The 26024-nt window shown below is 74.3% G+C and carries 16 protein-coding genes; 7 read left to right on the forward strand and 9 right to left on the reverse strand.

Annotation, left to right across the window (positions count from 1 at the left end; genetic code table 11):
- Positions 1-3 precede the first annotated feature (3 nt).
- The 3 genes from ACI1MP_RS29700 to ACI1MP_RS29710 are packed head-to-tail and all read right to left on the reverse strand — an operon-like array spanning position 4 to position 6931.
- On the reverse strand, positions 4-954 hold the full coding sequence (locus tag ACI1MP_RS29700) for an ABC transporter ATP-binding protein (protein WP_404869880.1): 951 nt from the start codon (positions 952-954) through the stop codon (positions 4-6).
- Positions 951-3689 (reverse strand): hypothetical protein, encoded by a 2739-nt coding sequence (locus tag ACI1MP_RS29705; protein ID WP_404869881.1) that lies wholly within the window; start codon positions 3687-3689, stop codon positions 951-953. Before ACI1MP_RS29705 ends, ACI1MP_RS29700 begins: the two co-directional genes overlap by 4 nt.
- Positions 3686-6931: an FtsX-like permease family protein gene (locus tag ACI1MP_RS29710; RefSeq protein WP_404869883.1), complete on the reverse strand. Its 3246-nt coding sequence runs from the start codon at positions 6929-6931 to the stop codon at positions 3686-3688. Before ACI1MP_RS29710 ends, ACI1MP_RS29705 begins: the two co-directional genes overlap by 4 nt.
- Positions 6932-7081: 150 nt before the next feature.
- Between ACI1MP_RS29710 and ACI1MP_RS29715 the strand changes: the two genes are divergently transcribed.
- Positions 7082-7798: an ABC transporter ATP-binding protein gene (locus tag ACI1MP_RS29715; protein WP_380341319.1), complete on the forward strand. Its 717-nt coding sequence runs from the start codon at positions 7082-7084 to the stop codon at positions 7796-7798.
- Between the two features lie 68 nt (positions 7799-7866).
- On the opposite strand, the gene ACI1MP_RS29720 is transcribed toward ACI1MP_RS29715, so the two are convergent.
- The gene (locus tag ACI1MP_RS29720; RefSeq protein ID WP_100589336.1) at positions 7867-8466 is read right to left on the reverse strand and encodes a hypothetical protein; all 600 of its coding nucleotides are present in this window, start codon (positions 8464-8466) and stop codon (positions 7867-7869) included.
- 87 nt (positions 8467-8553) lie between these two features.
- Between ACI1MP_RS29720 and ACI1MP_RS29725 the strand changes: the two genes are divergently transcribed.
- From ACI1MP_RS29725 to ACI1MP_RS29735, 3 genes are all read left to right on the forward strand, one after another.
- Positions 8554-10143, forward strand: a complete 1590-nt coding sequence (locus tag ACI1MP_RS29725) for a hypothetical protein (RefSeq protein ID WP_380341315.1) — start codon at positions 8554-8556, stop codon at positions 10141-10143.
- A 469-nt stretch (positions 10144-10612) separates the two neighbouring features.
- The gene (locus tag ACI1MP_RS29730) at positions 10613-11494 is read left to right on the forward strand and encodes a hypothetical protein (protein ID WP_100589337.1); all 882 of its coding nucleotides are present in this window, start codon (positions 10613-10615) and stop codon (positions 11492-11494) included.
- Positions 11495-11545: 51 nt separating this feature from the next.
- The gene (locus ACI1MP_RS29735; RefSeq protein WP_404869885.1) at positions 11546-16093 is read left to right on the forward strand and encodes a hypothetical protein; all 4548 of its coding nucleotides are present in this window, start codon (positions 11546-11548) and stop codon (positions 16091-16093) included.
- 59 nt (positions 16094-16152) lie between these two features.
- Here ACI1MP_RS29735 and ACI1MP_RS29740 read toward each other — a convergent pair whose 3' ends face one another.
- The 3 genes from ACI1MP_RS29740 to ACI1MP_RS29750 all read right to left on the reverse strand — a co-directional run bounded on the left by ACI1MP_RS29740 (position 16153) and on the right by ACI1MP_RS29750 (position 21339).
- Positions 16153-18984 carry an acyltransferase family protein gene (locus tag ACI1MP_RS29740; protein ID WP_404869886.1) on the reverse strand — a complete coding sequence of 944 codons (2832 nt, stop codon included), beginning with the start codon at positions 18982-18984 and terminating at the stop codon, positions 16153-16155.
- Between the two features lie 14 nt (positions 18985-18998).
- A complete protein-coding gene (locus tag ACI1MP_RS29745; RefSeq protein WP_404869887.1) occupies positions 18999-20663 on the reverse strand; it encodes a glycosyltransferase family 2 protein in 1665 nt (554 codons plus the stop codon).
- 301 nt (positions 20664-20964) lie between these two features.
- A complete protein-coding gene (locus tag ACI1MP_RS29750; protein WP_380344005.1) occupies positions 20965-21339 on the reverse strand; it encodes an ArsR/SmtB family transcription factor in 375 nt (124 codons plus the stop codon).
- A gap of 127 nt (positions 21340-21466) precedes the next feature.
- Here ACI1MP_RS29750 and ACI1MP_RS29755 point away from each other — a divergent pair, with 127 nt between their 5' ends.
- Positions 21467-22561: an NADH:flavin oxidoreductase/NADH oxidase gene (locus ACI1MP_RS29755; protein ID WP_404869888.1), complete on the forward strand. Its 1095-nt coding sequence runs from the start codon at positions 21467-21469 to the stop codon at positions 22559-22561.
- A 69-nt stretch (positions 22562-22630) separates the two neighbouring features.
- Here ACI1MP_RS29755 and ACI1MP_RS29760 read toward each other — a convergent pair whose 3' ends face one another.
- Both ACI1MP_RS29760 and ACI1MP_RS29765 read right to left on the reverse strand, forming a co-directional pair.
- The gene (locus tag ACI1MP_RS29760; RefSeq protein ID WP_380343993.1) at positions 22631-22966 is read right to left on the reverse strand and encodes a hypothetical protein; all 336 of its coding nucleotides are present in this window, start codon (positions 22964-22966) and stop codon (positions 22631-22633) included.
- 164 nt (positions 22967-23130) lie between these two features.
- Complete coding sequence (locus ACI1MP_RS29765; protein WP_100589345.1) at positions 23131-23829, reverse strand: FadR/GntR family transcriptional regulator; 699 nt, start codon at positions 23827-23829, stop codon at positions 23131-23133.
- 169 nt (positions 23830-23998) lie between these two features.
- Here ACI1MP_RS29765 and ACI1MP_RS29770 point away from each other — a divergent pair, with 169 nt between their 5' ends.
- Both ACI1MP_RS29770 and ACI1MP_RS29775 read left to right on the forward strand, forming a co-directional pair.
- Positions 23999-24523: a gluconokinase gene (locus ACI1MP_RS29770; RefSeq protein ID WP_404869889.1), complete on the forward strand. Its 525-nt coding sequence runs from the start codon at positions 23999-24001 to the stop codon at positions 24521-24523.
- 66 nt (positions 24524-24589) lie between these two features.
- Complete coding sequence (locus ACI1MP_RS29775) at positions 24590-25990, forward strand: gluconate:H+ symporter (RefSeq protein WP_380343985.1); 1401 nt, start codon at positions 24590-24592, stop codon at positions 25988-25990.
- Positions 25991-26024 lie beyond the last annotated feature (34 nt).

Here is a 26024-nt window from a genome sequence, read left to right on the forward strand (position 1 = left end):
CCGTCAGTCGGTGTCGTCCGGGCGGATGGCGATGTGGTCGGTGGCGAGGTCGGCGGCCACGCGGTGTTCCATGCCGAGGGCGGCGAGGAACTTGGCGGGGAGTTGGACGCGGCCGGTGCGGTCGAGCATGACGTACTCGCGTTCGCTGACGGTCTCCTGGCCGTGCTCGTCGGTGACGGTGCGGCGGAGCACCTCGCTGCTGGTGCGGCCGTCGCGGATGGCCACGGTGCGGCGGACCTCGCCGGCCACCATGGGGTCGTGGGTGACGACGACGACGGTGGTGCCCAGTTCGCGGTTGACGGTGCGGAAGGCCTCGAAGATGCCGACGGCGGTCTCCGAGTCGAGTTCACCGGTGGGTTCGTCGGCGAGCAGCACCGCCGGGTCGTTGGCCAGGGCCACCGCGATCGCGACGCGCTGCTGCTGGCCGCCGGAGAGCTCGGCGGGGCGGCGGTGCCCCAACTCGGCGATGTCCAGGGCCTCCAGCAGTTCGGTGACGCGGCCGCGCTGCTGCTTGGCGGCGCGGTGGCCGGAGCGCAGCTGCATCGGCAGGGCGACGTTCTGGGCGGCCGTCAGGAACGGGAGCAGGTTGCGGGCGGTCTGCTGCCAGATGAAGCCGACCACCTCGCGCCGGTAGCGGAGGCGGTCCTTGGGCGTCATGGCGAGCAGGTCGCAGCCGGCCACGGTGGCGCTGCCCGCGGTGGGGGTGTCGAGGCCGGCGAGGACGTTCAGCAGGGTGGACTTGCCGCTGCCGGACGCGCCGACCAGGGCCACCAGGTCGCCCTGGTCGACCGTCAGGTCGAGCCCCTGGAGGGCCTGGACCTCGATGCCGTCGCTGCTGAAGATCCGCACCAGCCGCTCGCAGCTGATCGCCAGGTCGGAGCGGACGGCCCTGGGCGCGGAGGCGGCCAGCGCCCTGGCGCGGAGCTCGTCCAGGCTCGGGGGCGGAGTGCTCATCGGTTGTCTCCCGCTCGTAGCTCGGTGGTGATCTGCCGACGGGCGGTGACGGCGGTCTCGGCCAGCACCGCGAGGGCGGCCAACAGCGCCAGCCCGAGGGCCTGTTGGAGGATCGGTGACGCGGTGAGCCGCAGTCCGGTGGTGGTCGCGGCGCCGACCAGGGGGCCGAGGTCGATGGCCGGGCCGAGCAGCAGCACGCCGCAGACCGCGGTGAGCGCCCCGCCGAGTGCGGCGACCAGGGTCTGCGGCAGGGCCTCGGCGAGGATCAGCGCCAGGCCCTGCCGGGGCCGCAGGCCCATGGTGCGCAGCCGGGCCAGGGTCGCGGCCCGTTCGGGGCCGGCCCGGAGCAGCGTCAGCAGGACGGAGAGCAGCGCGAACAGGGCGGTGGCGCCGACCGCGACCCAGAACATCCGCTCGGCGGAGGCCTGCAGCGGGTCGTTGCCGAGTGCGGCGGCCTCGCCGGTGACGGTCCGCGCCACGTGGCCCGGCTTGGTGTCGGTGGCCGCCGGCCCGAGGTACTGCTGGGTGAGCGCGTGCAGTCGGGCGTCGTCGACGGGCCCGACGGCCAGCCACTTGGCGGGGCCGCCGAAACGGGGCAGCAGGTCGGTGGCCGGGCCGAGCGGCAGCAGCACGTTGACGCCGACCGCACCGTTCAGGGCGGGGGTGCCGTCGACGAAGCCTGCGGTGTGGATCGGGACGGCTTCGCCGGCGCCCAGCCGGAGGGTGAAGTCGCCCTCCGGCAGGTCGCTGCTGACCAGGGCGGGCAGCGGCTGTCCGGGGGCGCCGCCGGCGAGCAGCGCCGGGTCGAACCGGCCCCGCCCGGCGGCCTCGGCGATCTTGGCGTACGCGACCGGGTCGGCCACCACGACGTTGACCCGGATCGACCGGCCGACGCTGACCGCCATGGCGACGTCGTCCATGATCCAGATCGGTGCCGCGGTCTGTACGCCGGGCAGCCGGCCGGCGGCGGTGACGAAGGCGTCCGGCAGCGTGCTGCCCAGCGGGGCGGCGACCTGGGCGTCGGCGCCGATGTTGTACCGGGCGACGGCGGTGCGCCGGTCGGCCACCGAGCTCAGCACGGTGGCGCCGATCGCGCCGCAGGTCACGGCGAGGACCAGGGCGAGCAGCGGCAGCACCGAGGGGCGCGAGCGCGGGCCGCCGCTGCCGCGGGCGGCGCGGGCCAGGCCGAGGAAGCCGATCGCGCCGGGCCGCCGCGCGGCCCAGCGGGCCAGCAGTCCGATCAGGGCGGGCTGGAGCCGGGCCAGCAGCAGTGCGCCGGTCAGCGCGAGCAGCAGCGGCGCGGCGACCAGCAGCGGGTCCACGCCTTCGCCGGCCGGGGCCACGCCGCGCCGGGCGACCTGGGTGACGGCGGCGACGGTGGTGGCCAGGACGGCGAGCTCGCCCATCAGGCGGCGGCGTCCGGACCGGGCCCGGTCGGCCCGTTCGCGCAGCAGCACGGCCGCCCGGACCGGGAACGCCAGCAGGGCGAGCAGGGTGACCGAGGCGGCCGCGACGGCGGCGGGCAGCCAGCGCGGGGTGGGCAGCAGGGTGAAGGCGAGCAGCGCGCCCAGCGCGGCGGGCGGCAGCACCGTCAACGCGCTTTCGCCGAGCAGCCGTCGGAAGATGCCGCGGATCCCGGCGCCGCGGGCCAGCAGCAGCCGCAGTTCGGCCGTGCGGCGTTCGGTGCCGAGCGCAGCCGCGAGGCAGAGCACCACGGTGGCGACTCCGGCGGCGCCGGCGGGGCCGAGTTCGGCGAGCGAGTCGATGGCGCCCTGCCGCTGCCGGGCGTGGTCGATCAGGGTGCGCAGCTGGGAGGTGATCCGGACGTTGTTCCGGCCGAGGGCGGTGGTCATCCGGACGGCGACCGGCCCGGTCATGACCGAGGCGAGGTCGTAGGAGGTCTGCTTGAGCCGGTCGGCCCGCAGCGTGTCCACCCGCACCGGCAGCCGCCAGTAGTCCTCGGCGCCGTGGCCCCAGGTGGCCACCTGCTCGGTGGCCTCGGGGCCGGCCAGCGCGACGGCGTACCAGTACTGCTCCGGGGGGTCGCCGGGGCCGCTGCTGGGGGTGAGGTTCAGGCAGGCCTTGAGCGCGCAGCCGATCTCGGCCCAGAACGGGTCCGCCGGGTCGTCGACGGTGTACAGGCCGACCACCCGGACCTGCTGGGCCGGGGGCGGGCCGGTGCGGTCCAGCACCGACCTGCCGCCGGCGTACACCGTGCCGAGCCGCAGCCCGAGGGTCTCGGCGGTGGCCTCCGACACGGCGATCGGCGTCGGCTCGCCCTCCGCGGCGGCGCCCGGCCACTGACCGGACGTCAACCGGAGGTGGTCGTTCGCCCCGTGCTGGTACTGCACGGCGATCTCGGGCGGGACGCCGTCGGGGCGGGTCAGCGACGGGTCGCCCAGCGAACGCGGCTGGGTGCCGCGGCGTCCGTAGACCGGGCCGCTCGGGTCGAGCGGGAGCAGCGGGCCGACGGTCTCGGTGAGTTGGCCCGCGGTGACGTCGAGCCGGTACGCCCCGTCGGCGGCCCGGGGAATGGCGGAGGTGACCTGCAGGCCGTTGGCGGCCGGGCCCGCGGTGCGCAGGTAGCTGCGCAGCGCGTCGTCCGCGCCGCGGTCCTGGGCCCGGGGCAGTGCGGCGGACAGGAAGACCACGGTCAGCGCCAGGGCGGCGGTGAGCAGGGCCGCCAGCGGTGCGGTGCGCAGCCGGGTGCGGACCCAGGGGGCCGGGGTGCTCATTTGTCCTCCACGAACCGGAGCCGGGCGGCCACGTCCCGGCGGCGGCCGCCGACCAGGAAGGCGGACAGCAGCGGCAGGGCGGCGGTCCCGACCGCCAGGGCCAGCAGCTGGCCGAGCGGCAGCCCGACCAGCACCTCGGGAACCGGCGGGCGGGCCGCCGGGGTGAGCACCACCAGCGGCACCACCAGGTGGACCAGGACGGCGCCGAGCAGCAGTCCGACGCCGGTGCCGATGCCGACCAGCACGACCTGTTCGGCGGTGGCGGTGCGGCGCAGCAGCCGCCGGGGCGTGCCGAGGGCGAGCAGCACGGCCGACTCGCCGGCCCGTTCGGCGGCCGAGGCGGCCGCGGCGGCGGCGAAGCCGATGGTGGCGAGGACGGCGGCGGCCACCGCCAGGGCGGCCAGCGCGCTCTGCGGGGCGGCGCTCAGCGGGTCGCCGGAGCGGGCGGCGGCGTCCTCCTCGCGGAGCGTCAGCTGCTGGGCGGTCGGTCCGGCGCGCAGGGCGGCGGCGGCCTCGGCGGGGGTGCGGTCGTCGGGGCCGGTGGCGGGCAGCCACCATTCGGAGACCTGCGGGACGTCGGCGCCCCGGTCGGTCAGCCACCGGTGGGCGCTGGCCAGGTCGAGCATCAGCGCGGTGTCGCCGTACACGGGCAGTTCCTCGACCTGGCCGGTGATCCGCACCGGCATGCCGCTGTTGCCGAGCTGGACCTTGATCAGGTCGCCGACCTCGGCGCCGGCGGCCGTCAGGTAGCCGCGGGTGGCCAGACCCTTGACCTCCGCGCCGGACACGGTGTCGCCGGGCGGGAGCAGCAGGGCGCGCCGGCCGTCGCGCCGGTCGAAGCTCTTGGACTCGTCCGGGGTGTAGGAGACGGTCGGCAGCCCGGTCCCGGCGGGGCCGTCGGTCACCCGGACCGGGGAGTCGGCCGTGGCGCTCCAGGAGCCGGCGGGCGCGGGGACGGGCGTGGCCGGTCCGGCCGCGGTGTCGGAGACGGCCAGGCGGCGGATCGTCAGCTCATTGGCGGCCAGGCTCGCGTTGGAGCCGTACGTCAGCTCGAAGCCGGTCAGGGTCAGCGGTGCGGCGATCGAGCCGAGCGGGGCGGCGGTCTGGGCGCTCAGGTCGACCGAGACGGTGACCTCGCCCCGGCCGGGGAGCTGCGGCATCAGGACGCGGTAGGCCGCCCCGAAGCCGTCCCGCAGGTGCAGCCAGACGTCGGGCGCCGTCGGCGGCGGCATCCAGGCGGGGAACGAGGAGTCGACGGCGCCGACCTGGACCGCCACGGTCAGGTCGATCCGGGTCGGCTTCCCGGGCAGCCGCAGGCCGGCCGGCTGCGGTTCGGCCAGCGGGCCGAGCAGGTCCTCGACCGGCCGGTCGTCGAACAGGTCGGGGCGGACGTGCAGTTCGGCGGCGGCGCGGGCGGTGTCGGTGAGCAGCACCCGGCCCCGCTTGTCGCCGGGGAGCCACTGGTCGAACCCGGCCACCGGCAGCAGCCGGTCGCCGCCGGGCAGCGCCGCGTACCGGCCGCCCTGGCCGAGTGCGGGCAGCGCCGAGCCCTGGATCCGCAGGCCGCCCGCCGAGGCGAAGTCGGCCTGGTCGTGCTGAGAGTCGCGCCAGGCGGCGTGCTGGCCGAGCGCCAGCACGCCGGTGGCGACCGCCAGCACCAGCAACAGCACCGGACCGTTCGCCCGGCCCGGGCGGCGGGCCAGCTGCCAGCCGGCGAGCGCCGGTCCGAGGCCGCGGCCCCGGGCCGCCAGCCGGGCCCCGAGCCGGGCCGCGAACGGCAGCACCCGCAGCACCAGCAGCGTTCCGGCGCCCAGCGCCAGGGTGGGCGCCGCGACCAGCACCGGGTCGATGCCGAGCTGCCCGGAGGCGTCCGCGGAGAGGCCGCCGGTGCGGGCGTCGAGCTGCTGGTAGGCGATCACGGCGAGGACGAGCAGGGTCAGGTCGGCGCCGGAGCGGGCCACCGTGCTGACCACGGCCTGCCGGCGGGACACCACCCGCTCGCCGCCGCGCCGGAGCACGGCGGGCAGGGCGGTGAGCGCGACGCAGGCCAGCGCGCAGGCCGCGGCCACCGGCCAGCGGACGGCGGTGTCGGTGTGCTCCAGCGGCAGCCCGGCCAGCGGGCCCCAAGAGGTGAGCAGTCGCAGCAGCGGCCCGGTCAGCAGGGGAGCGAGTACGGCGGCGGGCAGGGCGAGCAGCAACGCCTCGACGGCCGTCCAGCCGGCCAGCCGGCGCCGGGTCGCGCCCCGGGAGGTGAGCAGGGCGTTCTCCTGGCTCTGCCGCTCCGACACCAGGTGCACCACCAGCAGCAGCGCGGCCGCGGCCAGCACCGCGAGCTGCAGCGCCCCGATCGTCAGGCTGGACCTGGCGACCAGCATCGACGACTGCAACTCGCCCAGCAGGGCGGGCAGTTCGGTCTGCGGCTGGAGGCCGGCGGCGTACTGCTTGGTCAGGTCCGCCAGGTGGTCGGCGCGGGCCCGGACCCGGTCGACGCGCTCCGGGTCGGCGGCGGAGAAGTCGGCGGTCAGCAGCACGCTCCGGCCGCCCTGCGGCAGCGGGCCGGCGGTGAAGACGGCGTCGTCCACCACCATCGGCCCGTAGGTGGTGAAGCCCTTGACCTGGATCTCGCGGCCGCCGAGCGGGTCGAGCCGCCAGTACGGGGCCTCCCGGTCGGCGATCTGGTAGACGCCGGTGATCCGGACGGTGAGCGGTCGGCCGCCGTACCGGTCGGAGAGCGTGACCTGCGCGGGCAGCGCGCCCTCGGTCAGGCCGAGCCGGCGCAGGGCGCTGCCCGGGACGGCCGCCTGGACCGTTCCCGCGGTGTCGGGGCCCGCGGGGGCACCCTCGGCGGTCGGCCACTGACCGGCCGTCAGCTTCAGCCGGCTGCGGTCCGGCGACGCCAGCACCGTCAGGTCCGGGTCGTTGGCGCCCGTTGCTCCGGGCAGCCCGTACGAGCGGCTGTGCGCGAGGGACTGCACGTCGACCGGCAGCCCGTCGAACAGCTGGGCGCCGAGCGCGGCGGCCTTCGCGTCGTCCGCCGTCCGGGCGTCCGCCGCGTGGTCGGAGCGCAGCTCCACACCGACCCGGGTGCCGCCGTCCAGGTTCCGCCGCAGGCCGGCCTCGGCCACGGTGCGGTTGAAGGCGACCAGCGTGGTCAGCACCGTGGTGGTGATCAGCACCGTGAACAGCACGGCAGCCGCCAGCGGCAGCCGCCCGCGCAGTCGTCGCAGGACAAAGCCGAACATGTTTCCCCGTACCCCCGTTCCGGTCAGCGTGTACCGGATGGCGGACGACTCTGTCAGATTCGAACGATCAGCGGAAGGGCCTTGCGCGAACCGTTGTCGTAGTGCGCAGAATCGAGCACCATCACTCAACTGCCAACGGGGGACAACGAGATGACCGAGTCAGCGGCGCCCATGGTGGTGGTCGAGGACCTGTGGCGCAGCTTCGGCGCCGGACCGCGCACCGTGCACGCGCTGCGCGGGGTGTCCTTCACCGCGGCCCGCGGCCAACTCACGGCCCTCAAGGGCCGGTCCGGCTCCGGCAAGACCACCCTGCTCAACCTGGTCGGCGGCCTCGACACCCCGACCAGCGGCCGGATCTCGCTCGACGGCACCGACCTGTCCGGTCTCGACGAGGCGGGACGGCTCGCGCTGCGCCGGGACCGGATCGGTTTCGTCTTCCAGTCCTTCGGCCTGCTGTCGACGCTCACCGCCGCCGAGAACGTCGGCGTCCCGATGCGGCTGCGCCGGCTGTCCGCCGTCGAACGCGAGGAGAAGGTCCGCACCCTGCTCGCCCTGGTCGGGCTGGCCGACCACGCCGAGCAGCGGCCGAGCGAGCTCTCCGGCGGCCAGCAGCAGCGGGTCGCGATCGCCCGGGCGCTGGCCAACGACCCCGCGCTGATCATCGCGGACGAGCCCACCGGCCAGCTCGACTCCGAGACCGGCCTGGCCGTGATGGAGCTGCTCCGCGCGGTGGTCCACTCCCAGGGCGTCACGGCCCTGGTCGCCACCCACGACCCGGCCCTGATGGCCCAGGCCGACCGGGTGATCTCGCTGCACGACGGCACCGTGTCCCGGCCGGAGGCCGAGCCCGAGGTCGCCGCGGGCTGAGCCGGGACGGGTCACCGGCGGCGGGGAGCCGCGGGTGACCCGGTGGGTCGCGGTGACCCGACGGGCGGTCAGGGGGAGGGGACGACCCGGGCGAAGTCGTGGTGGGTGCGGACCGCCTGGTCCCACTCCAGGGCGCGGATCAGGCGGTGCACGATCAGCAGCGGAATGACGCCGAATACACCGAACGACATGTCGACGAATTGCCAGAACAGCGGAATCTCGCGCAGCGGCCCGCAGATCAGCGCGAGCGGGATGACGGCGCCGCAGGCGAGCATCGCCCAGCGGATCACCCAGATGTTGCGGACCGGATCCCGCAGCGGCCCCCAGAACGCGGCCGCGATCACCAGGTGCGCGAAGGCCAGCCAGTCGGTGCCGTAGGCGAGGAACGGGTGGCTGCCGAAACCGTCGGCGATGCCGTCCCGGGTCAGCACGGCCCAGTCGCCGAGGGCGGGGAGCGCGGAGCTCAGACCGGTGGCGTCCAGGGCGCGCACCAGCAGCGTGGTCTCGCTCTGCAGCGGGAAGGCGGTCAGCCCGCTGAGCGCGAGGCAGACGATGAACAGCCAGAGCCAGCGCCTGATCCGGCGTCGGACCAGCGCGGTGTCGGTGACGGTGGTGGGGCCGGGGCCGGCGGTGGTGGAACCGGTCGGGGCGGTGGCGATGTCGGACATGGGGAGTCCCCCTCCATGACGCGGGTGCCGCAGACGGCACGCGGTGTCGCGAGAAGGACTCTAGACCTGAATTTGAACGCGTTCAACATGCCGGAACAGGCTGTCCCAAAGGGGGCGTTTCGGACCTGTCCACGGAAAGCCCTAATCTTGTCCACCGTGACCGCCATCGCAGACCAGCCCACCAGGCCCGCCCCCGGACCGGCCGCCGACGAGGGACTCGCCCGCCGGCTCAAGGCGCTCGCCTGCACCGCGCCACTGCACGACCTGGACAGCCGCAAGGTCAACCTGGCCGGCGAGTACGCCTCGTACACGATGGCCGAGATCGGCCTCGCCGCGATCGACCTGGTCACCCTCAACATGGACTTCGACACCGGAGCCGACCGCGACATAGTGCTCGGCCGGCTCCAGCCCCGGATCGCCGCGCAGAACCCCGGGCGGGCCGTCACCGAGCACGAGCGGGTGGCCCGCTGGGTGCTGGAGTCGCTGATCAACGTCGGCAGCGTCGACCGCGGCTTCCGCGCCGTGTACGGCACCTTCGGGCCGGACGGCGCGTACACCCGCCGCGACTACGACTTCAAGCTGATCGAGGAAGTCCCCGGCCAGGACGGCGGCGTCTACCTGCGCACCACCGACGAGGCGGTCAACGTCCTGGTCGGCGCGCTGGACACCGACGTGACGAGCGCTCAGATCGCCGCCGAGGTCAAGCTGGAGGTGCTGATCCGCCGCGGCCGCCTCGCCGACGCCCAGCTCGCCGCCGAACAGGCCCGCTACCGCACCGTCCAGTACGCCGAGACGCTGCGCCGCGCACTGGAGGCGACCCGCCGCAACGTCCGCGCCGTGGACTGGATGGAGACCGTCCCCGACCTGATCGACGAGGCGCTCGACCACATCGCCGACCGGTACCGGCACGAGAACGCGATCCTCACCAACATCCGCAAGGCCCGCGACGAGAGCACCGACGCCGAGCACAAGCGCCGCGCCGCCGAGCTCGTCGACATCGTCAAGGACTGCATCCGCCGGCACACCCAGCTGCAGACCCGCCTGCTGGAAGCCGGCCCGCTGTTCCGCGCCGAACAGGACCGGCAGGCGTTCTCCGCACCCACCGCGCGCACCGGCATCGACCTGTACGGTCAACTCCTCGCACCCGTCCTCACCCTCCCGCTCGCGGACGCCACCCGGCCCACCGACGCGTTCTTCGCCCGCGGCACCGGCCTGCGCACCCCCGTCTCGGTCCGGGTCGGCGACCTGGTCGACCTGCTGCTCACCCCGCCCGTGGAACGCGAGCACCTCGGCGCCGAACTGCCCGAGCCCGACCTGGTCGCCACCCCCGACGACAGCCGGTTCTCCGAAGCCCAGCTGGAGGCCGCGCTGGACCTGCTGGACCTGCCCGCCGACGCGCCCCGCCGGCTGTCCGGCCTGCTCGCCGACGCCCGCGCCCGCGGCACCGAACTCGCCGAGGACGGCGAGGAACTCGCCTACCTGGTCGCCCTGTTGGCCGTGCACGCGGCCAGTCCGCCGGTCGGCACCGCGTACCGGCAGGGCGAGGAGCGCCTGCTGTTCGCGGTGGACGACGGCACCCGCCTGGACGACCCGGGTTTCGGCGGCGCGGACCTGATCGTCGGCAGCGCCCTGCTGGACGCCGCGGGCATGGCCGCCGACCGCCGGGACGCGAAATGACCGGCCGGGCCGGGGACGGTGCGAGTCGCGCCTGCGGCGCCGGCAGCGCGAGCGGGACGGGTTGCGCCTGCGGCGCGGGCATTGCCGGTGGCGCGCATGGTGCCTGCGGCGCAGGCGTCGACCGCCGCACCGGTACCGCCCGCGCGGCTCGCAGCGCCGGCGGCAAGCGCAGCGGGCGCAGCACTGGCGCTGCCTGCACCGCTCGCGGCATGCGCAGCGCTTGCACCGCCCGCAGTATCGGCACCGCCCGCACCGCTCGCGGCATGCGCAGCGCTTGCACCGCCCGCAGTATCGGCACCGCCCGCAGCGCTCGCGGCATCCGTAGCACCACTGGCACTGCCCTTGTCACTCGCATCGCCCGTAGCGCGCACAGCGCCCGCGTCGTCCGTACTGCTCGCGGCACTTGCGTCGCCCGTGGCGCGCACAGCCCTCGCAGCACGCGCAGCATTTGCACCGAAGGAGCACCCGCATGACCACCAGCGCCGAGGCGTGGGCACCGCAGGACGCCGAGCCGGCCGCCCCCGCCCACTCGCCGATCAGCCCGGCGGACGTCGCCGAGGCCGCCCGCCTGGTGTCCTTCGGCCTGCAGGCGAAGCTGCTGCCCTCCCGGGACGCGGAGTACGCCGAACTGGTGCGCCGCTACCGCGACGACCCGCAGTTCGGGCGCCTCGCCGACGCCGTCGCCACCGGCATGGGCCTGGTGGTGCTGGAGGTCTCGCCGCGGGCCGGCATGGCGGTCGCCGCCGCCGAGGACTCGGTGTTCGCCGTCCGGATGGGCGACTACTCGCGCCGCGCCGCCTCCGAGTCCACCGACCGCTTCCTGCACGGCCTCGCGCACCTCGCGGTCGCCGCGCTCGCCTTCCCCCGCCCCGAGGACCTCGCCGACGACGGCTACCTCGGCCGGGTCACCGTCAACGGCGTGGACGCGTTCGTCCGGCAGGCCTGCCGCCGCCTGGAGGAGCGCGCCGAGGCCGAGGGCAGCAACACCGACCCGGCCAGCTCCGCCCCCGGCCTGGAGGCGGCCTGGCGGGTGTGGGCGCGCCGCTCCGCGACCGGCGCCACCAAGGACGCCCGCCGCCTGGCCGGCTCCACCACCGGCATCGTCTCCAAGGCGGTGTCCTTCCTGGTCGACTCCGGCTTCCTGCAGAAGACCTCCGACGACGCCGGCGGCACCTACCGCACCACCGCCCGCTACCAGTTGCAGGTCCGCGACCTGGCCGGCAGCGCCGCCATGGGCGAACTGCTCGACCTGGGCGTCGTCCCGGTCAGCGACGGCACCGCCACCCTGCTGCCGCCCGACGACAGCGACGAGCTGGTCGCCGACGCCGGCCTGCCCTTCCACGCGCTCTGACGATCCGTCACCACACTTTCTGAACTGACCGCTCCAGGAGAACCACCGCACATGTACGAGCTGAACCGGGTCCGCCTGTACTCGATCGGACCGGCGGGCGCCCGCTACGCCGACACGGTGCTCGACCTGCGCGGCGTCGGCGATCCGGTCCCCGAGCCGCAGCCCCAGCAGATCGGCCTGTTCGGCGAGGAGCCCGAGGGCCCGCAGCGCCGCCCCGCGCCCGCCGGCGTGCTGTTCCTGGAGAACGGCGGCGGCAAGTCGGTGCTGCTCAAGCTGATCTTCTCGGTGATGCTGCCCGGCCACCGCAACACCCTGGGTGGCGCGTCGTCCGGCGTGCTGCGCAAGTTCCTGCTCGCCGACGACTGCGGCCACGTCGCCCTCGAATGGCAGCACACCGTCACCGGCGAACTCATCGTGGTCGGCAAGGTCAGCGAGTGGCGCGGCCGCCAGGTCTCCTCCGACCCGCGGAAGTTCGCCGAACTCTGGTACTCCTTCCGCCCCGGCCCCGGCCTCACCCTGGACGCGCTGCCGGTCGCCGAACGGCCCAGCCTGGCCGGCGACCAGAAGGCCCGCGGCCGCCGCCGCACCATGAAGGGCTTCCGCGACACCCTCACCGAGGCCGCCAAGGCCCACCCGCACCTCGACGTCACCTTCGAGGAGATCCACGACCGCTGGAACGAGCACCTCGGCGCGCTCGGCCTCGACCCCGAACTCTTCCGCTACCAGCGCGAGATGAACGCCGACGAGGGCGAGGCCGCCGGCCTGTTCGCGGTCCGCAACGACGCCGACTTCACCGACCTGCTGCTGCGCGCCGTCACCGACACCCGCGACACCGACGGCCTCGCCGACCTCGTCCACGGCTTCGCCGCCAAGCTCGGCCGCCGCGCCGAACTCACCGCCGAACGCGACTTCACCGCCGGCTCCGTCGACCTGCTGCAGCGCATCGTCGACGCCACCGCCGGCCGCGAGACCGTCCGCGAGGGCCACCGCGCCGCCGAACGCCGCACCCGTAGGCTCGCACTCTCGCTGTCCGCGCGCTCCACCGTCGAGCGCGACCGGATGCACGACCTGGCCGTCGAGGTCGCCGCCGCCGCGAGCGCCGTCACCGCCGCCGAGACCGACCGCACCCGGCACGCCCTGATCGTCGCCGAACTCGGCTACCGGCACGCCACCCTCGGGCTGGAGGCCGCGACCGCCGAAGCCGGCCGACTGCGCCGCGAACTCACCGACGCCCGCGCCCAGTTCGCCGCCTGGCAGGCCGCCGAGGCGGTGCTGCGGCACCGCGCCGCCGCCGACCGGGCCGGCCGCGTCGCCACCGCCATCCGGGAAGCCGAACTCGACGCCGCGCCCGCCCTCGCCGCCCGCGACCGCGCCGCCGGCGCCCTCGCCCGCGCCCTCGAAGGCGCCGCGCTGAGCGCCGAGACCCGCGCCGACCAGGAAGAGCTGCGCGCAGGCGAGTTGCAGCAGGACGGCTCGGCCGCCCAGGCCGAAGCCACCGCCGCCGCCACCGCCGCGCAGAAGGCCCGCTCCGAGGCCGAACACCTGCGCCAGCGCCTCACCGAGGTCGAGCAGGAGACCGCCGCCGCCGTCGAAGCCGGCTGGATCGACGACTCCGGCGCCGAACCCGACCCCGCCCGCGCCGCCCTGCACGCCGCCGACGCCGAACGCGCCGCCACCGAAGCCCTCGAACTGGCCCGCACCGCCGCCGAGTCCAGCGCCGTCCGGGCCCGCGAGTCCGCCGCCGCCGAGGCCCGCGCCGAACTCGCCGCCGCCCGCGCCACCGACGCCCGCACCGCCGCCGAACGCACCCTCGCCGCCGAACAGCGCACCGCCGCCCAGCTCGCCGCCGAACCCCGGCTCGCCGAACTGCTCTCCCTCTCCCCGTACCAGGACGGCGCGGACGAGAGCGAGGGCTTCCTGACGCCCCGTCAGCTCGACGCCTCCGCCGAGGACCTGCGCGAACTCCTCGACCAGGCTGTGGCCAACGCCGAACGCACCCTGTTCGACCTGCGCACCGCCGCCGCCGACGACTCCCGGATCCTCGCCGCGCTCGGCGACGGCGGACTCCTCCCGCCCGGCCCCGACGTCCTCGCCACCGTCGAGCACCTCGGCGAACAGGGCATCCCCGCGCTGCCCGGCTGGCGCTACCTCGCCCAGTCCGTCGACCCCGCCGACCACGACGCCATCCTCGCCGCCCGCCCCGAACTCGTCGACGGCGTCGTCGTCACCGACCCCGCCTCGCTCGACCGGGCCCGCGAAGCGCTCGCCGCCGCCGCCCTGCTGCCCCGCTCCACCGTCGCCGTCGGCACCGCCGCCGCCCTGATCGCCCCCATCGAGGGCGAACCCGGCTTCTTCCTGGTGCCGCCGAACCCGGCCATGCACAACGAGACCGCCGCCGACGACGAACGCCGCGAACTGCGCGCCCGCGCCACCGCCCGCGAGGAGCACATCCGCGAACTCGCCGCCCGCCTCGGCGGCGACCGCGCCCTCGCCGCCCGCCTCGCCTCCTGGCACGCCAGCTGCCCGCCCGGCACCCTCGCCGAACTCGCCGAGGCCGCCGCCGCAGCCGCCGACCACGCCGAAGCCACCGCCGCCGAACTCGCCACCCTGCGCGCCGAACGCGCCGAAGCCGACGCCGACCACCAGGCCGCCGCCGCCCGCCACGAGGAGTGCCGGGAGACCGCCCAGCGCACCCGCCGCCGCGCCGACGCCCTCGCCGGCCTCGCCTTCCGCCTCCGCGAACGCGCCAACTGGACCCGCCGGCAGCGCGAACTCGCCGACGACGCCACCGAGTGCGAACGCCGCCAGGCCCTGTGCACCGAACGCGCCCGCACCTGCGACGAGGACCGCCGCGCCGCCCAGCGCGCCGCCGACGACGCCCGCCGCACCGCGCGCACCCTGCGCGGCGAACGCGCCGAGATCGCCGCCGCCGACACCAGCGCCGAGCCCGACGACACCGTCACCCCCATCTCGCTGCCCGCCCTGCGCGAGGCCTACCGGGCCGCCGCCCAGCTCTACGAGAAGGTCGGCGTCGGCGCCGACCTGCGCGCCGAACAGGCCCGCGCCGAAGGCGACGAAGCCGCTGCCGCAGCCGAGTTGGAGCGCCTCAGCAACAAGGTCAAGGCCCGCGCCGAGGAACTCCTCGCCAGCCCCGACGGCGCCGACGGCCCCGCCCGACAGGCCGCCGCCGCCCGCGCCGAAGAGCTCGTCACCATCATCGAGGCCCGCTCCGGCGCCGCCGCCGAGGAGGTCGGCCGCCTGCGCGGCGACGCCGAGCGCTCCGCGCCCGTCAACGGCGAAGCCCACACGGAGCTTCCCGAGGACCTCCTCCCGGCCGACCCCGAGCACGCCCAGGTCCTGCTGCGCACCGCCACCGCGCTGCTCGCCGAACGCCGCGAACGCGTCGACACCGCCCGCACCGAACACGCCGACCTGCAGCGCACCCTGGACCAGGCGCAGGCCGCCGCCACCGACTTCGAGGAACTCGCCGGCCAGCTCCGCGACGCGCTGCGCGACAACGGCGACGAGACCGAGACCGCCGACACCTACCTCGGCGGCCTCGCCGCGGCCCGCGCCGCCGCCGCCGACACGCGGCGCGCCATGCGCACCGCCGCCACCGAACTCACCGGCGCCGAACTCGCTGTCCGGGACGCCTCTGACGCCCTCGTCCGGCACGCCAACGCCGCCCGCTACGAGGCCGTCCGCACCCCCGCCCGCCAGCAGATCCGCGAACTCCCCGCCGCCGCCCTGCCCGACCACGCCGCCGCCTGGGCCGCCGCGTTCGCCCCCCGCCTGCGCGTCCTCACCGACGAACTCGCCCAGCTGGAACGCAACCGCGCCTCCATCGTCGACCGCCTGCGCGGCCTGGTCGAGTCGTCGCTGGCCACCCTGCGCGCCGCGCAGCGGCTCTCGCGCCTGCCCGAGGGTCTCGGCGAATGGTCGGGCCAGGAGTTCCTGCGCATCCGCTTCGACGACCCCGACCACGCCGTCCTGGTCGAACGCCTCGGCGAAGTCATCGACGACGCCACCCAGTCGGCCGTCCGGAAGAACTCCGACCTGCGCCGCGACGGCATGTCCCTGCTGCTGCGCGGCGTCGCCGCCGCGATCGGCCCCAAGGGCGTCTCGGTCGAGATCCTCAAGCCGGACGCGGTGCTTCGCGCCGAACGGGTCTCCGTCGGCCAGATGTCGGACGTCTTCTCCGGCGGCCAGCTGCTCACCGCGGCCATCGCCCTCTACTGCACGATGGCCGCCCTGCGCGCCAACGACCGCGGCCAGTCGCAGCTCCGCCACGCCGGCACGCTCTTCCTCGACAACCCGATCGGCCGCGCCAACGCGACCTACCTGCTGGAACTCCAGCGCGCCGTCGCCGACGCCCTCGGCGTCCAACTCATCTACACCACCGGCCTGTTCGACACCACGGCGCTCGCCGAGTTCCCGCTCGTCATCCGCCTCCGCAACGACGCGGACCTCCGCGCCGGCCTCAAGTACATCTCCGTCGAGGAGCACCTCCGCCCCGGCCTCCCGTCCCCCCAGGACCCGGACGGCCCGACCATCCACGGCGAGATCACGGCGACGAGGATGTTCCGCAAGCCCGAGTAGGGCGGGAGAGGGTGCGAGAACAGGGGCGCGGGAGGGTGCGAAACCGGGGGCGCGTGGGGTTACTGTTTCGCCGAAACGGTGACGGACGCGACCTTCATCGGATGCCCCGGCTCCGTCGCCGTCGTCACCGGACTCCCGTACGCAGTGGGCAGGTTGCCGCCCATCGCGACGTTCAGGATCAGGAAGATCCCGTGGTGCACCGCCTGGTCCCACGCGGCCGGCTCGACCTGGTCGGACGTCACCGCGAAGTACTCCTGGCCGTCGCGCAGCCAGCGGACCTTCTCGGGAGAGGCTGAGCGGTCGACCTCCAGCGTCCAGGTGTGGAACGCGCCCCAGCAGTCCGCGCAGGACTGTTCGCCGGAGCCCAGCCCGTTCGGCTCCTTGCAGGGGCCGCCCGGCGTGGTGCCGCAGTGCATGGTGCCGAAGACGCCGCGGCCGCCGACCGATTCGAGGACGTCGAGCTCGCCGACGCCCGGCCAACCGGTGTACCCGTCACGGAGTTTGCCGCCCAGCGCCCAGAACGCGGGCCAGTACCCGGACGCGGCAGGCCCCTTGACGTCCGGGAGGGCCAACTTGGCCTCCACCCGCAGGACTCCGCCGGCCGGTGCGGCGAAGTCCGCGCGCTTGGACTCGATCCGTCCGGAGGACCAGCGGCCGGCGCCGTCCCGGGTGGGAACGATCTCCAGTGAACCCCGGCCGTCCAGGCGGACGTTCGCGGGGGAGTCGGTCATGGTCTCGATCTCGCCGGTGCCCCACTGCGCGGCGGGGCAGCCGGGGTAGCAGGTGCCCACGTCGTACTGCCAGTTGGCGGGGTCGGGCTTCGCGCCGGCCGGGCCGTCGAACTCGTCGTGCAGCAGGGTGGTCCAGCCGGTGGTGAACACGTTCGCGTCGATGAGCAGTTGGTCGAGCCGGGAGGTCAGGACGACGGCTGCCGCGTTGGTCAGGTGCGAGTCGTCGCGGTACAGCAGGACGTGCTCCAGGACGGCGGGGCAGGTTCGGCCGTCGCCGGGGCAGAGCACCGAGTTGACGCCGATGGTGCGGACGCCGGGGACGCGACCGGCGGCGATCTCCTCGGCCAGCGGGTCGGCCCACAGGCCTTCGCTGCGCGGGAAGTCGCAGGCGGAGGTGGTGTCGGGGTGTCCGGAGACGCAGGCGGGGACGTCGCGGCCGGGGATGGGAGTGTCCTGCAGGTAGACGATCGGGACGCCCAACTCCCGCAGCGGGGCGAGGGTCTGCTCCCAGCCGTGCAGCAGTGTCGCCCGGTCGGCGGTGTAGCGGTTCAGCGTGGAGACGATGATCAGCTTGGGCCTGGGCCCGTCCTTGAGCCGGGTCAGCGCGTTCGTCCGCCAGGTGTCGCACTCGTGGTAGGTGCGTCCCAACTGGGGGTTGGTGACGGTGAGTTCGGGCAGCGGGCAGCCCTGCTTGACGAGTTCCTCGACGGACATGCGGTGCTGGGCGGCGATGCCGAGCAGGGCGGAGAACCACTGGCCGGCGTGCGAGTCACCGAGCAGCACGATCCGGTCGTCGCCGGTGCCGAAGCGGCAGGGCGGGCTGACGGTGTCCGCCGGGTCGACCTCGCAGGCGCCGTCCGGCGGGAAGTCCTGCCGGGCCTGGACGGGGTTGGGCACGGTCGGGCTGTGCGCGGGCGGGGCGGCGGCGAGCAGGGAGCGGCCGTCGCGGGCGCCCGGTGGCAGGCCGGACGGGTCCGGGGGAGTGGCCGGGCCGAGCATCCGGATCGTGCCGGTGCCGACGACCAGCGCCAGCACCACCGGCATCACCACCGCGGTGAGGCCCAACGACAGTCCGCGGCGCGGGATCTCACCGAGCACCCGGCTGCGGCGCAGCGGCTGCTCCAGCCAGTTGAGGGCGGCCAGCGCGGGCAGCGCGGCGGCCGCCGTCAGGGCGACCTTCACGCCCCAGTGCAGGGCGCCCCACTGGGCTTCGGCGAGCACCAGCACCGGCCAGTGCCACAGGTACAGGTTGTAGGAGAGCCGGCCGATCGCGCGCGGCGCGCCGAGCGACAGCACCCGTCCCACCAGGTGCGTCCCGGAGCCGGCCAGGATGATCGCGGCGGTGCCGACGGTGGGCAGCAGCGCGGCGTACCCGGGGTAGGGCGTGCGGGCGTCGAAGACCAGGACCGCGCCGAGTACCGCCGCCATGCCGCCGAGCCCCAGCAACTCCCGTATCAGTCGCGGTATTTCGCGTATCGGCAGCAGTGCGATGACCGCGCCGGCGGCGAACTGCCAGGCCCGGGTGGGCGTGGAGAGGTACGCGCCGGCGCTCCAGTGCAGGGAGAGCCAGAACGAGCCGGCGCCGAGCAGCACGGTCAGGCCGAGCAGGGTGCGCCGCTTCCAGACCCAGCGGGCGGCGAGCGCCATCAGCGGGGCCCACAGCAGGTAGAACTGCTCCTCGACGGCGAGCGACCAGAAGTGCAGCAGCACGCTGGGGTCGCGGCCGGCCGCCAGGTAGTCGGTCTGTTCGGCGATGAAGCGCCAGTTGGCGACGGACAGCGCGGAGGCCAGGACGTCGCGTTCCAGGTCGGCGCGGCGCAGCGGCGCGGTGAGCAGGGCGCCGAGGACGGCGACCACGGCGAGCACCACGGCGGCGGAGGGCAGCAGGCGGCGGGCACGGCGGGAGTAGAACTCGGCCAGCCGGACCTTCCCGGTGGCGGCGCTCTCGCTGCGCAGCAGCCCGGTGATGAGGTAGCCGGAGATGACGAAGAAGACGTCGACGCCGACGAAGCCGCCGGCCAGGCCGGGGACGGCCGCGTGGAACGCGAGCACGGCGAGCACGGCGACGGCCCGCAGGCCTTCGATGTCGGGTCTGAACCTGGGCCGTTCGACGGGTGGTTGCCCGAGAACGACGGTGAACGGGGCGGTGCTGGTGGACACGGGAGGTGGACCTTTCAGCCCAGCCAGGGCAGCATCGGCGCCACCCAGCCGGAGGCGAGCAGGGCGATCAGGGCGAGCGTGCTCGTGACGGCGAGGGCCTCGGGCCAGCGCCTGGGCCGCATCGCCGGGCGTGCCCCGGATTCGGTGTTCTCGGTGGGGTGCGGCCGCAGTTCGGCGTACAGGTCGCGGATCAGCGGGACGCCGGCGTGCAGCTGCACGGCCAGGTACAGGGCCAGGCCCCAGGTGTAGTGCCAGCCGTGCATCGCGGTGGCGACGGCCACGCCGGCGGTGGTGGCGATCAGGGTGCCGGCCGTCCACACCAGGGAGACCAGCAGCACCTTGCGGGCCATGCCGCCGGAGCCGCCGGGCTTGGCGACGCCGGTGGGCACCCAGGCGGCGCTGCGGCCGCGCAGGGTGTGCCAGTAGGCGGTGGCGGCGGCGAAGCTCATCAGCACGTTGGCGCGCAGCACTTCGGTGCGCCAGCGGGTGCGGCTGACCCGGGGCAGCAGGACGTGCCAGAGCCACAGCAGGGAGAGCATCGGCAGCACGTACCAGGCGCGGACCTCGCCGGGGAAGGCGAACAGGATGACCAGCGGCGGCAGCGGTGCGGTGAGCACGTTCACGGCCGCGGCCAGGTAGCCGACGATGCCTTCGTCGAAGCAGCGGCGCATCCGCCAGGTCATCGCCTTGCGGGCGGCCCGGTCGCCGATCAGGTGCAGGTTGCCCATCGTCCAGCGGTACTGCTGGTTGACGAAGCTGGTGGTGGAGTCCGGCGAAGTGCCCTTGGCGACCAGCACCGGCACGTACCGGGTGGTGAATCCCCGTTCGTGCAGGGCGAGTCCGGTGTACATGTCCTCGCTGTGGTCGAGCCGGGCGAAGCCGCCGGCGGCGTCGATCGCGGAGCGCCGGTACACGGCGTTGGAGCCGCAGCAGATCGCCGCGTCGGAGGCGTCCCGGCTGGGCTGCACCCAGCGGAAGAACCACTCCTGGGAGGCGCCGGCGGCGCGCTGCACCCAGCCCATCGAGGCGTCGGTGTCGAAGCACTGCGGGCTCTGGACGATGCCGACCCGGTCGTCGCCGAAGTACGGCAGCAGGTGCTGCAGCAGGTCGGCGCGCGGCGCGAAGTCGGCGTCCAGGATGGCGATGTACTCGGCCCTGCTCAGGGTGAGCGCGTGGTTGAGGTTGCCGGCCTTCTTGAACTCGCCGCGGTTCGGCCGTACGACGTAGTGGTAGCCGAACTCCGCGGCCAGCGCGGCCACTTCGGGCCGGTCGGCGTCGTCCAGCACCCAGACGTCGAGCTGTCCGGGGTGGTCGAGCCGGGCGACGGCGCGGTAGGCGTTCGCGAGGATGTCGAGCGGTTCGCCGCAGGTCGGCAGGTAGAGGTCGACGGACGGCGGTTCGGCGGGCTGCCAGGCGGCGACCAGCAGTTCGTGGCCGGCCCGGGTGAAGCGGCGGCGACGCAGTCCGTTGAGGCAGGTCAGCGCGAGTGCAACGAGGTTGACGCCGAGGACGGCCAGGAACGGCCAGAGCGCGGGCGTCCGGAGGGAGAAACTGAACATGGTGGCCGCGCTGAGCACGAAGGCGAACGCGGAGAGCAGCGGGACCCAGCGACGCTGAGGTCCGAAATACCAGTAGAGCTCCTGATCGGAGGGTGGCGACGGAAGGTGATTGACAGTCATTGGGCCCCCCACGGCCGGTCATTGACACCTGTCGTCGGTCAGATTACCCGATTGGTATAGACCAAATGACCACGTGGGATGAACGCTGGGGCAACTCCGGTGAAGCCCGTGTGACCAGGCATGACCATGTCGGACGGAGGCCCCCGGCATCCGCCGGGCGAGGTTTCCGAGGCGGTTGACGAGCAGGGTGACGAGACGGTTCCACACTTGAACTGGCGAAGGGTCGCCGGATCCCATGGCGGGTACTCGCCGCGGGAATTGACGGATCGTCAGGCTCGTGGCCGGAGGCTCGGTCGAAGGATCAGCGGGCGGCCGGCTTCGAGGTGTCGAGGCACGGCTCGGCGGCGTCGAGCACCGCGTCCAGCAGTCCGGGAAAGCGCGCGGCAAGATCAGCGGCGCGCAGTGTGTTCATCTTAGAGGTGCCGCGACGGTGCTGACGGATCAATCCGGCCTCGCGCAGGACACGGAAGTGGTGCGTCAGTGTCGACTTGGTGACAGGAAGCTCGAACGCCAGGCAGTTCCGCTCGTCGCCGCCCGCGTCCGCGAGCTCGGCAACGATCCGCAGCCGGATCGGGTCGGCGAGCGCGTGCAGCACGGCCTCCAGCCGCAATTCGGCGGCGGTCGGCTCGGGCAGCAGCCCCGGGCACTCCGGGTCGCCCGCACAGTCCTGGTCGATGGTCACGCTGCCATAGTACGAGAACCCTCGTAGTTTGACAGATGTCGTAGTACGGCAGCTATCGTACGAAGCGAAGAGACCGTCGAAGCGACCGTCACGGTCGGGACCACAGGAAGGACGGGCCCTCGTGAGCGCCCTGTTCGAGCCGATCACTCTCCGTTCGCTGACCATCCCCAACCGGATCTGGCTCAGCCCGATGTGCATGTACTCGGCCGCCGCCGAGGGCCCCGAGACCGGCGTCGCCACCGACTTCCACCTCGCCCACCTCGGCTCCCGCGCCGCCGGCGGCGCCGGCCTGGTGATGGTCGAGGCCACCGCCGTCCGCCCCGACGGCCGGATCTCCGCCTGGGACCTCGGCCTGTGGAACGACCGCCAGCAGGACGCCCTCGCCCGGATCGCCGCCCTGATCGGCCAGCACGGCGCGGTCCCCGCGATCCAGCTCGCCCACGCCGGCCGCAAGGCCTCGACCGGCAAGGCCGGCTCGGGCGGCGGGCCGGTGGCGGTCGAGGACGGCGGCTGGCCGGTGGTCGGCGCCTCCCCGATCCCGCTCCAGGACGGTTACCCGACGCCCCTCGAACTGACCGAGGCCCAGATCGCCGACGTCGTCGAGGACTTCGCCGCCGCCGCCCGCCGCGCCCTCGCCGCCGGCTTCCAGGTGGTCGAGGTGCACGGCGCCCATGGCTACCTGATCCACCAGTTCCTCTCCCCGCTCACCAACCACCGCACCGACGGCTACGGCGGCGACTTCGCCGGCCGCACCCGCCTCGCCCGCGAGATCACCGCCGCGGTGCGGGCCGTCTGGCCCGCCGACCTGCCCGTGCTGTTCCGCGTCTCCGCCACCGACTGGATCGCCGACGAGCCGAGCTGGACGGTCGAGGAGAGCGTCCTGCTCGCCAAGGAACTCCACGCCCTCGGCGTCGACCTGCTCGACGTCTCCTCCGGCGGCCTCGTCCCGCACGCGACCATCGTCGCCGAACCGGGCTACCAGGTCCCGTTCGCCGCACGGATCCGCCGCGAGGCGGGGCTCCCGGTCAACGCCGTCGGCATGATCACCGAGCCGGCCCAGGCCGAGCAGGTCCTGACGGACGGCGACGCGGACGCGGTCATGCTCGGCCGTGAGCTGCTCCGCGACCCGTACTGGCCGCTGCACGCGGCGAAGGCGCTCGGCGTGCAGCGCAACTGGCCGGCGCAGTACGGCTTCGCCGTGGGCAGCAGGGGGTGAGCAGGCAGGGGCGCGGGGAACTGCGCGCGGCGGAAGGCATCGGCCGGCAAGGCCGCGGGACAGTGCGACTCACCATCCTGCGCGGCGACCTGGCTGCGAGTGCGCGGCCGGCCGCGCAGTTCCCCGCGCCCCTGGCTTCGTCTTCGCTCCCGTCATCGGATTCGCCGATCTCTGGTCGCGGCTCGCCGCAACCTGGCGGGAGACGACGATGTCGATCAGGCACCAGGCCGTGACGAAGACGCCCATCGCCATCATCGCCAGCGCGGGCACGATCAGGGTGGTGTGCGACCAGGAGGCCAGGACCGCGACTATCACCGTCACCACCGTGAACGCGAACGCGAGGCCTGCCCGGACGGCGGCGGCCCGCACCTCGTCCGGCAGCCTGCTGCGCCGACGACGCGCCATCGCCCACCCCCTGTGCACCCCAGGTTTCCCCGACAGGGGTGAAGGTATGCCGCCACCCGACTGAATTCCACTCAAACCGGGCGTGTTGCGCCGACGGACCGTCAACCCCCCGTCCTGGATCGTATTCCGCCCGGCAAGAGGGCCTGTCGGGCCGGGGCTGACGGTCAGTCCGGCAGGGTGGCGTCCAGCTCCTCCAGCGCGCCGGCCACGATGGTGCGCATCGCCCGTTCGGCCAGTTCCGGATCGCCCGCGCAGATCGCCTCGGCGACGTCGCGGTGGAGCTGCACCGCGTACTCGCGGGGCCGGTGCGGCATCAGACGGTGTTCGGTGCGGCCGGTGAGGACCGCGCCGACGGTGTCCTTCAGATGCGCGAACATCTCGTTGCCGGAGGCGCGCAGGACCGCCGCGTGGAACGCGATGTCGTGTTCGAGGAAGGCTTCGAGGTCCGCGGCCCGGGCGGTGACGGTCAGTTCGACGGCCAGTGCGCTGAGTTCCCGCCGGTCGTCGTCGCTGGCGTTGCGGGCGGCCAGCGCCGCCGCGGCGGGCTCGACCGCGACCCGCAGCGAGCCGAGCGAGCGCAGCTGCGCGGAGCGGCCCGCGCCGGCCAGGCGCCAGCGGATGACCAGCGGGTCGAAGACGTCCCAGTCGGACTGCGGCCGCACCGTGGTCCCGACCCGGCGACGCGGCTCGACCATCCGCATCGACTCCAGGATGCGCACCGCCTCCCGCACCACGGTGCGGGACACCCCGTGCTGCGCCTCCAGCTCCTCGGCGCGCAGCACGGTGCCCGCGGGCAGTTCCCCGGAGGCGATCGCCGGACCGAGGTGGGCGAGCAGTCGGCCGGGCAGGCCCTGGATCTCCATCCCGCCAGCCTATCGGCGAGGTCACGGCGGCCACGGGGGCGGGGGAGCGGTGAAGGGCTCTCACCTGCGATAACGCATATATGTATGACGATTAGGTTTCGGCGGCTTGAATAAGTCATACCTTTGGGTCTACCTTGCCCGTGACCAGGCAAGGACAGGAGCACCACCCATGGCTCTCAGCGTCGAGAACCAGCAGCCGCCCGTCATCGTGGTGATGGGCGTCTCCGGAGTCGGGAAGACCACCGTCGCCCGACTGCTCGCCCACCGTCTCGGCCTCCCGTACGCCGAGGCCGACGACTTCCACCCCGCCGCCAACATCGCCAAGATGAGCGCCGGGACACCGCTCGACGACCACGACCGCGAACCCTGGCTGCGCGCCCTCGGCGCCTGGCTCGGCGAACGGGCCGCGGCCGGCACCGGCGGCGTCGTCACCTGCTCCGCCCTCAAGCGCAGCTACCGCGACCTCCTGCGGGACGCCTGCCCCGAGGCGTTCTTCCTGCACCTGACCGGCAGCCACGAGCTGGTCGGCGACCGCATCGCCCACCGCACCGGCCACTTCATGCCGCCCTCGCTGCTGGACTCCCAGTACGCCACCCTCGAACCGCTCCGGGCGGACGAGAGCGGCACCGTGCTGGGCGTCGACGCCGACCCCGACACCCTCGTCGACCGCGCCGTCGCCGCCCTGTCGAACTGACCCCCGCCCGACCTGTCACACCCGCCGCCGCGCACCCGAGACCCCCGGGGCGGCGACGGCCCGTCAATGGAGACTCGCGTGACCCCCACCCTGCTGGCCGCCGCCGCGCCGGCGCTCCCCCACACGTCCAGCAACGGCCAACTGCTGGTCGCGGTGCTGCTCAGCATCGGCGCGATCGTGCTGCTGATCACCAAGTTCAAGCTGCACCCGTTCCTCGCGCTCACCCTCGGATCGGGCCTGCTCGCCGCCGTCGCCGGCGCGCCGTTCGACAAGCTGCTCAGCAGCTTCTCCACCGGCTTCGGCTCCACCGTCGCCTCGGTCGGCCTGCTGATCGGCCTCGGCGCGATGCTCGGCAAGCTGCTCGCCGACTCCGGCGGCGCCAACATCATCGCCGACACGGTGCTCGCCCGGACCGGCCCGAAGATGCTGCCCTGGGCGATGGCGCTGATCGCCGCCGTCCTCGGCCTGCCGCTGTTCTTCGAGGTCGGCGTCGTGCTGCTGATCCCGATCGTGCTGCTGGTGGCCCGCCGCGGCAACGTCCCGCTGATGCGGATCGGCATCCCCGCGCTGGCCGGCCTGTCGGTGCTGCACGGCCTGGTGCCGCCGCACCCCGGCCCGCTGGTCGCCGTCGACGCCCTCAAGGCCGACCTCGGCGTCACCCTGGCGCTCGGCCTGCTGATCGCCGTCCCCACCCTGATCGTGGCCGGCCCGCTGTTCTCCCGGTTCGCCCAGCGCTGGGTCGGCCCGCTGGAGATCCCCGCCGACACCACGCCCGCCGAGACCGTCAAGCACGAGAAGACCCCGCGGTTCGGCGCCGTCCTGGCGACCATCCTGCTGCCGGTCGTGCTGATGCTCGGCAAGGCCCTCGCCGACGTGGTGATCGACGACCCGAAGGCCACCGTTCAGCGGTTCTTCGACTTCATCGGCTCCCCGCTGATCGCGCTGCTCGCCGCCACCCTGCTCGCCATGGTCACCCTCGGCAGGGCCGCCGGGTTCGACAGGACGAAGATCTCCGCGACGGTCGGCAACTCGCTCGGCCCGATCGCCGGCATCGTGTTCATCGTCGGCGCGGGCGGCGGCTTCAAGCAGACCCTGATCGACGTCGGCGTCGGCCAGGCCGTCAGCGACTGGTCCGGCAAGTGGCACATCTCGGCGCTGCTGCTCGGCTGGCTGATCGCCGTGCTGATCCGCCTCGCCACCGGCTCCGCCACCGTCGCCACCATCACCGCCGCCGGCATCGTCGGCCCGCTGGCCGCCGACATGTCGACCACGCACGCCGCGCTCATGGTCCTCGCCATCGGCGCCGGCTCGCTGTTCCTGTCGCACGTCAACGACGCCGGCTTCTGGCTGGTGAAGGAGTACTTCGGGATGAGCGTCGGCCAGACCCTGAAGTCCTGGTCGGTGATGGAGACGGTGATCTCGGTGGTCGCGATCGCCCTGATCCTGCCGCTCAGCCTGATCATCTAGCGAGCGACACCCCCCAGACCGCGACGCCCTCCGG

The organism is Kitasatospora griseola, from assembly GCF_044999035.1.
GTDB lineage: Bacteria > Actinomycetota > Actinomycetes > Streptomycetales > Streptomycetaceae > Kitasatospora > Kitasatospora griseola.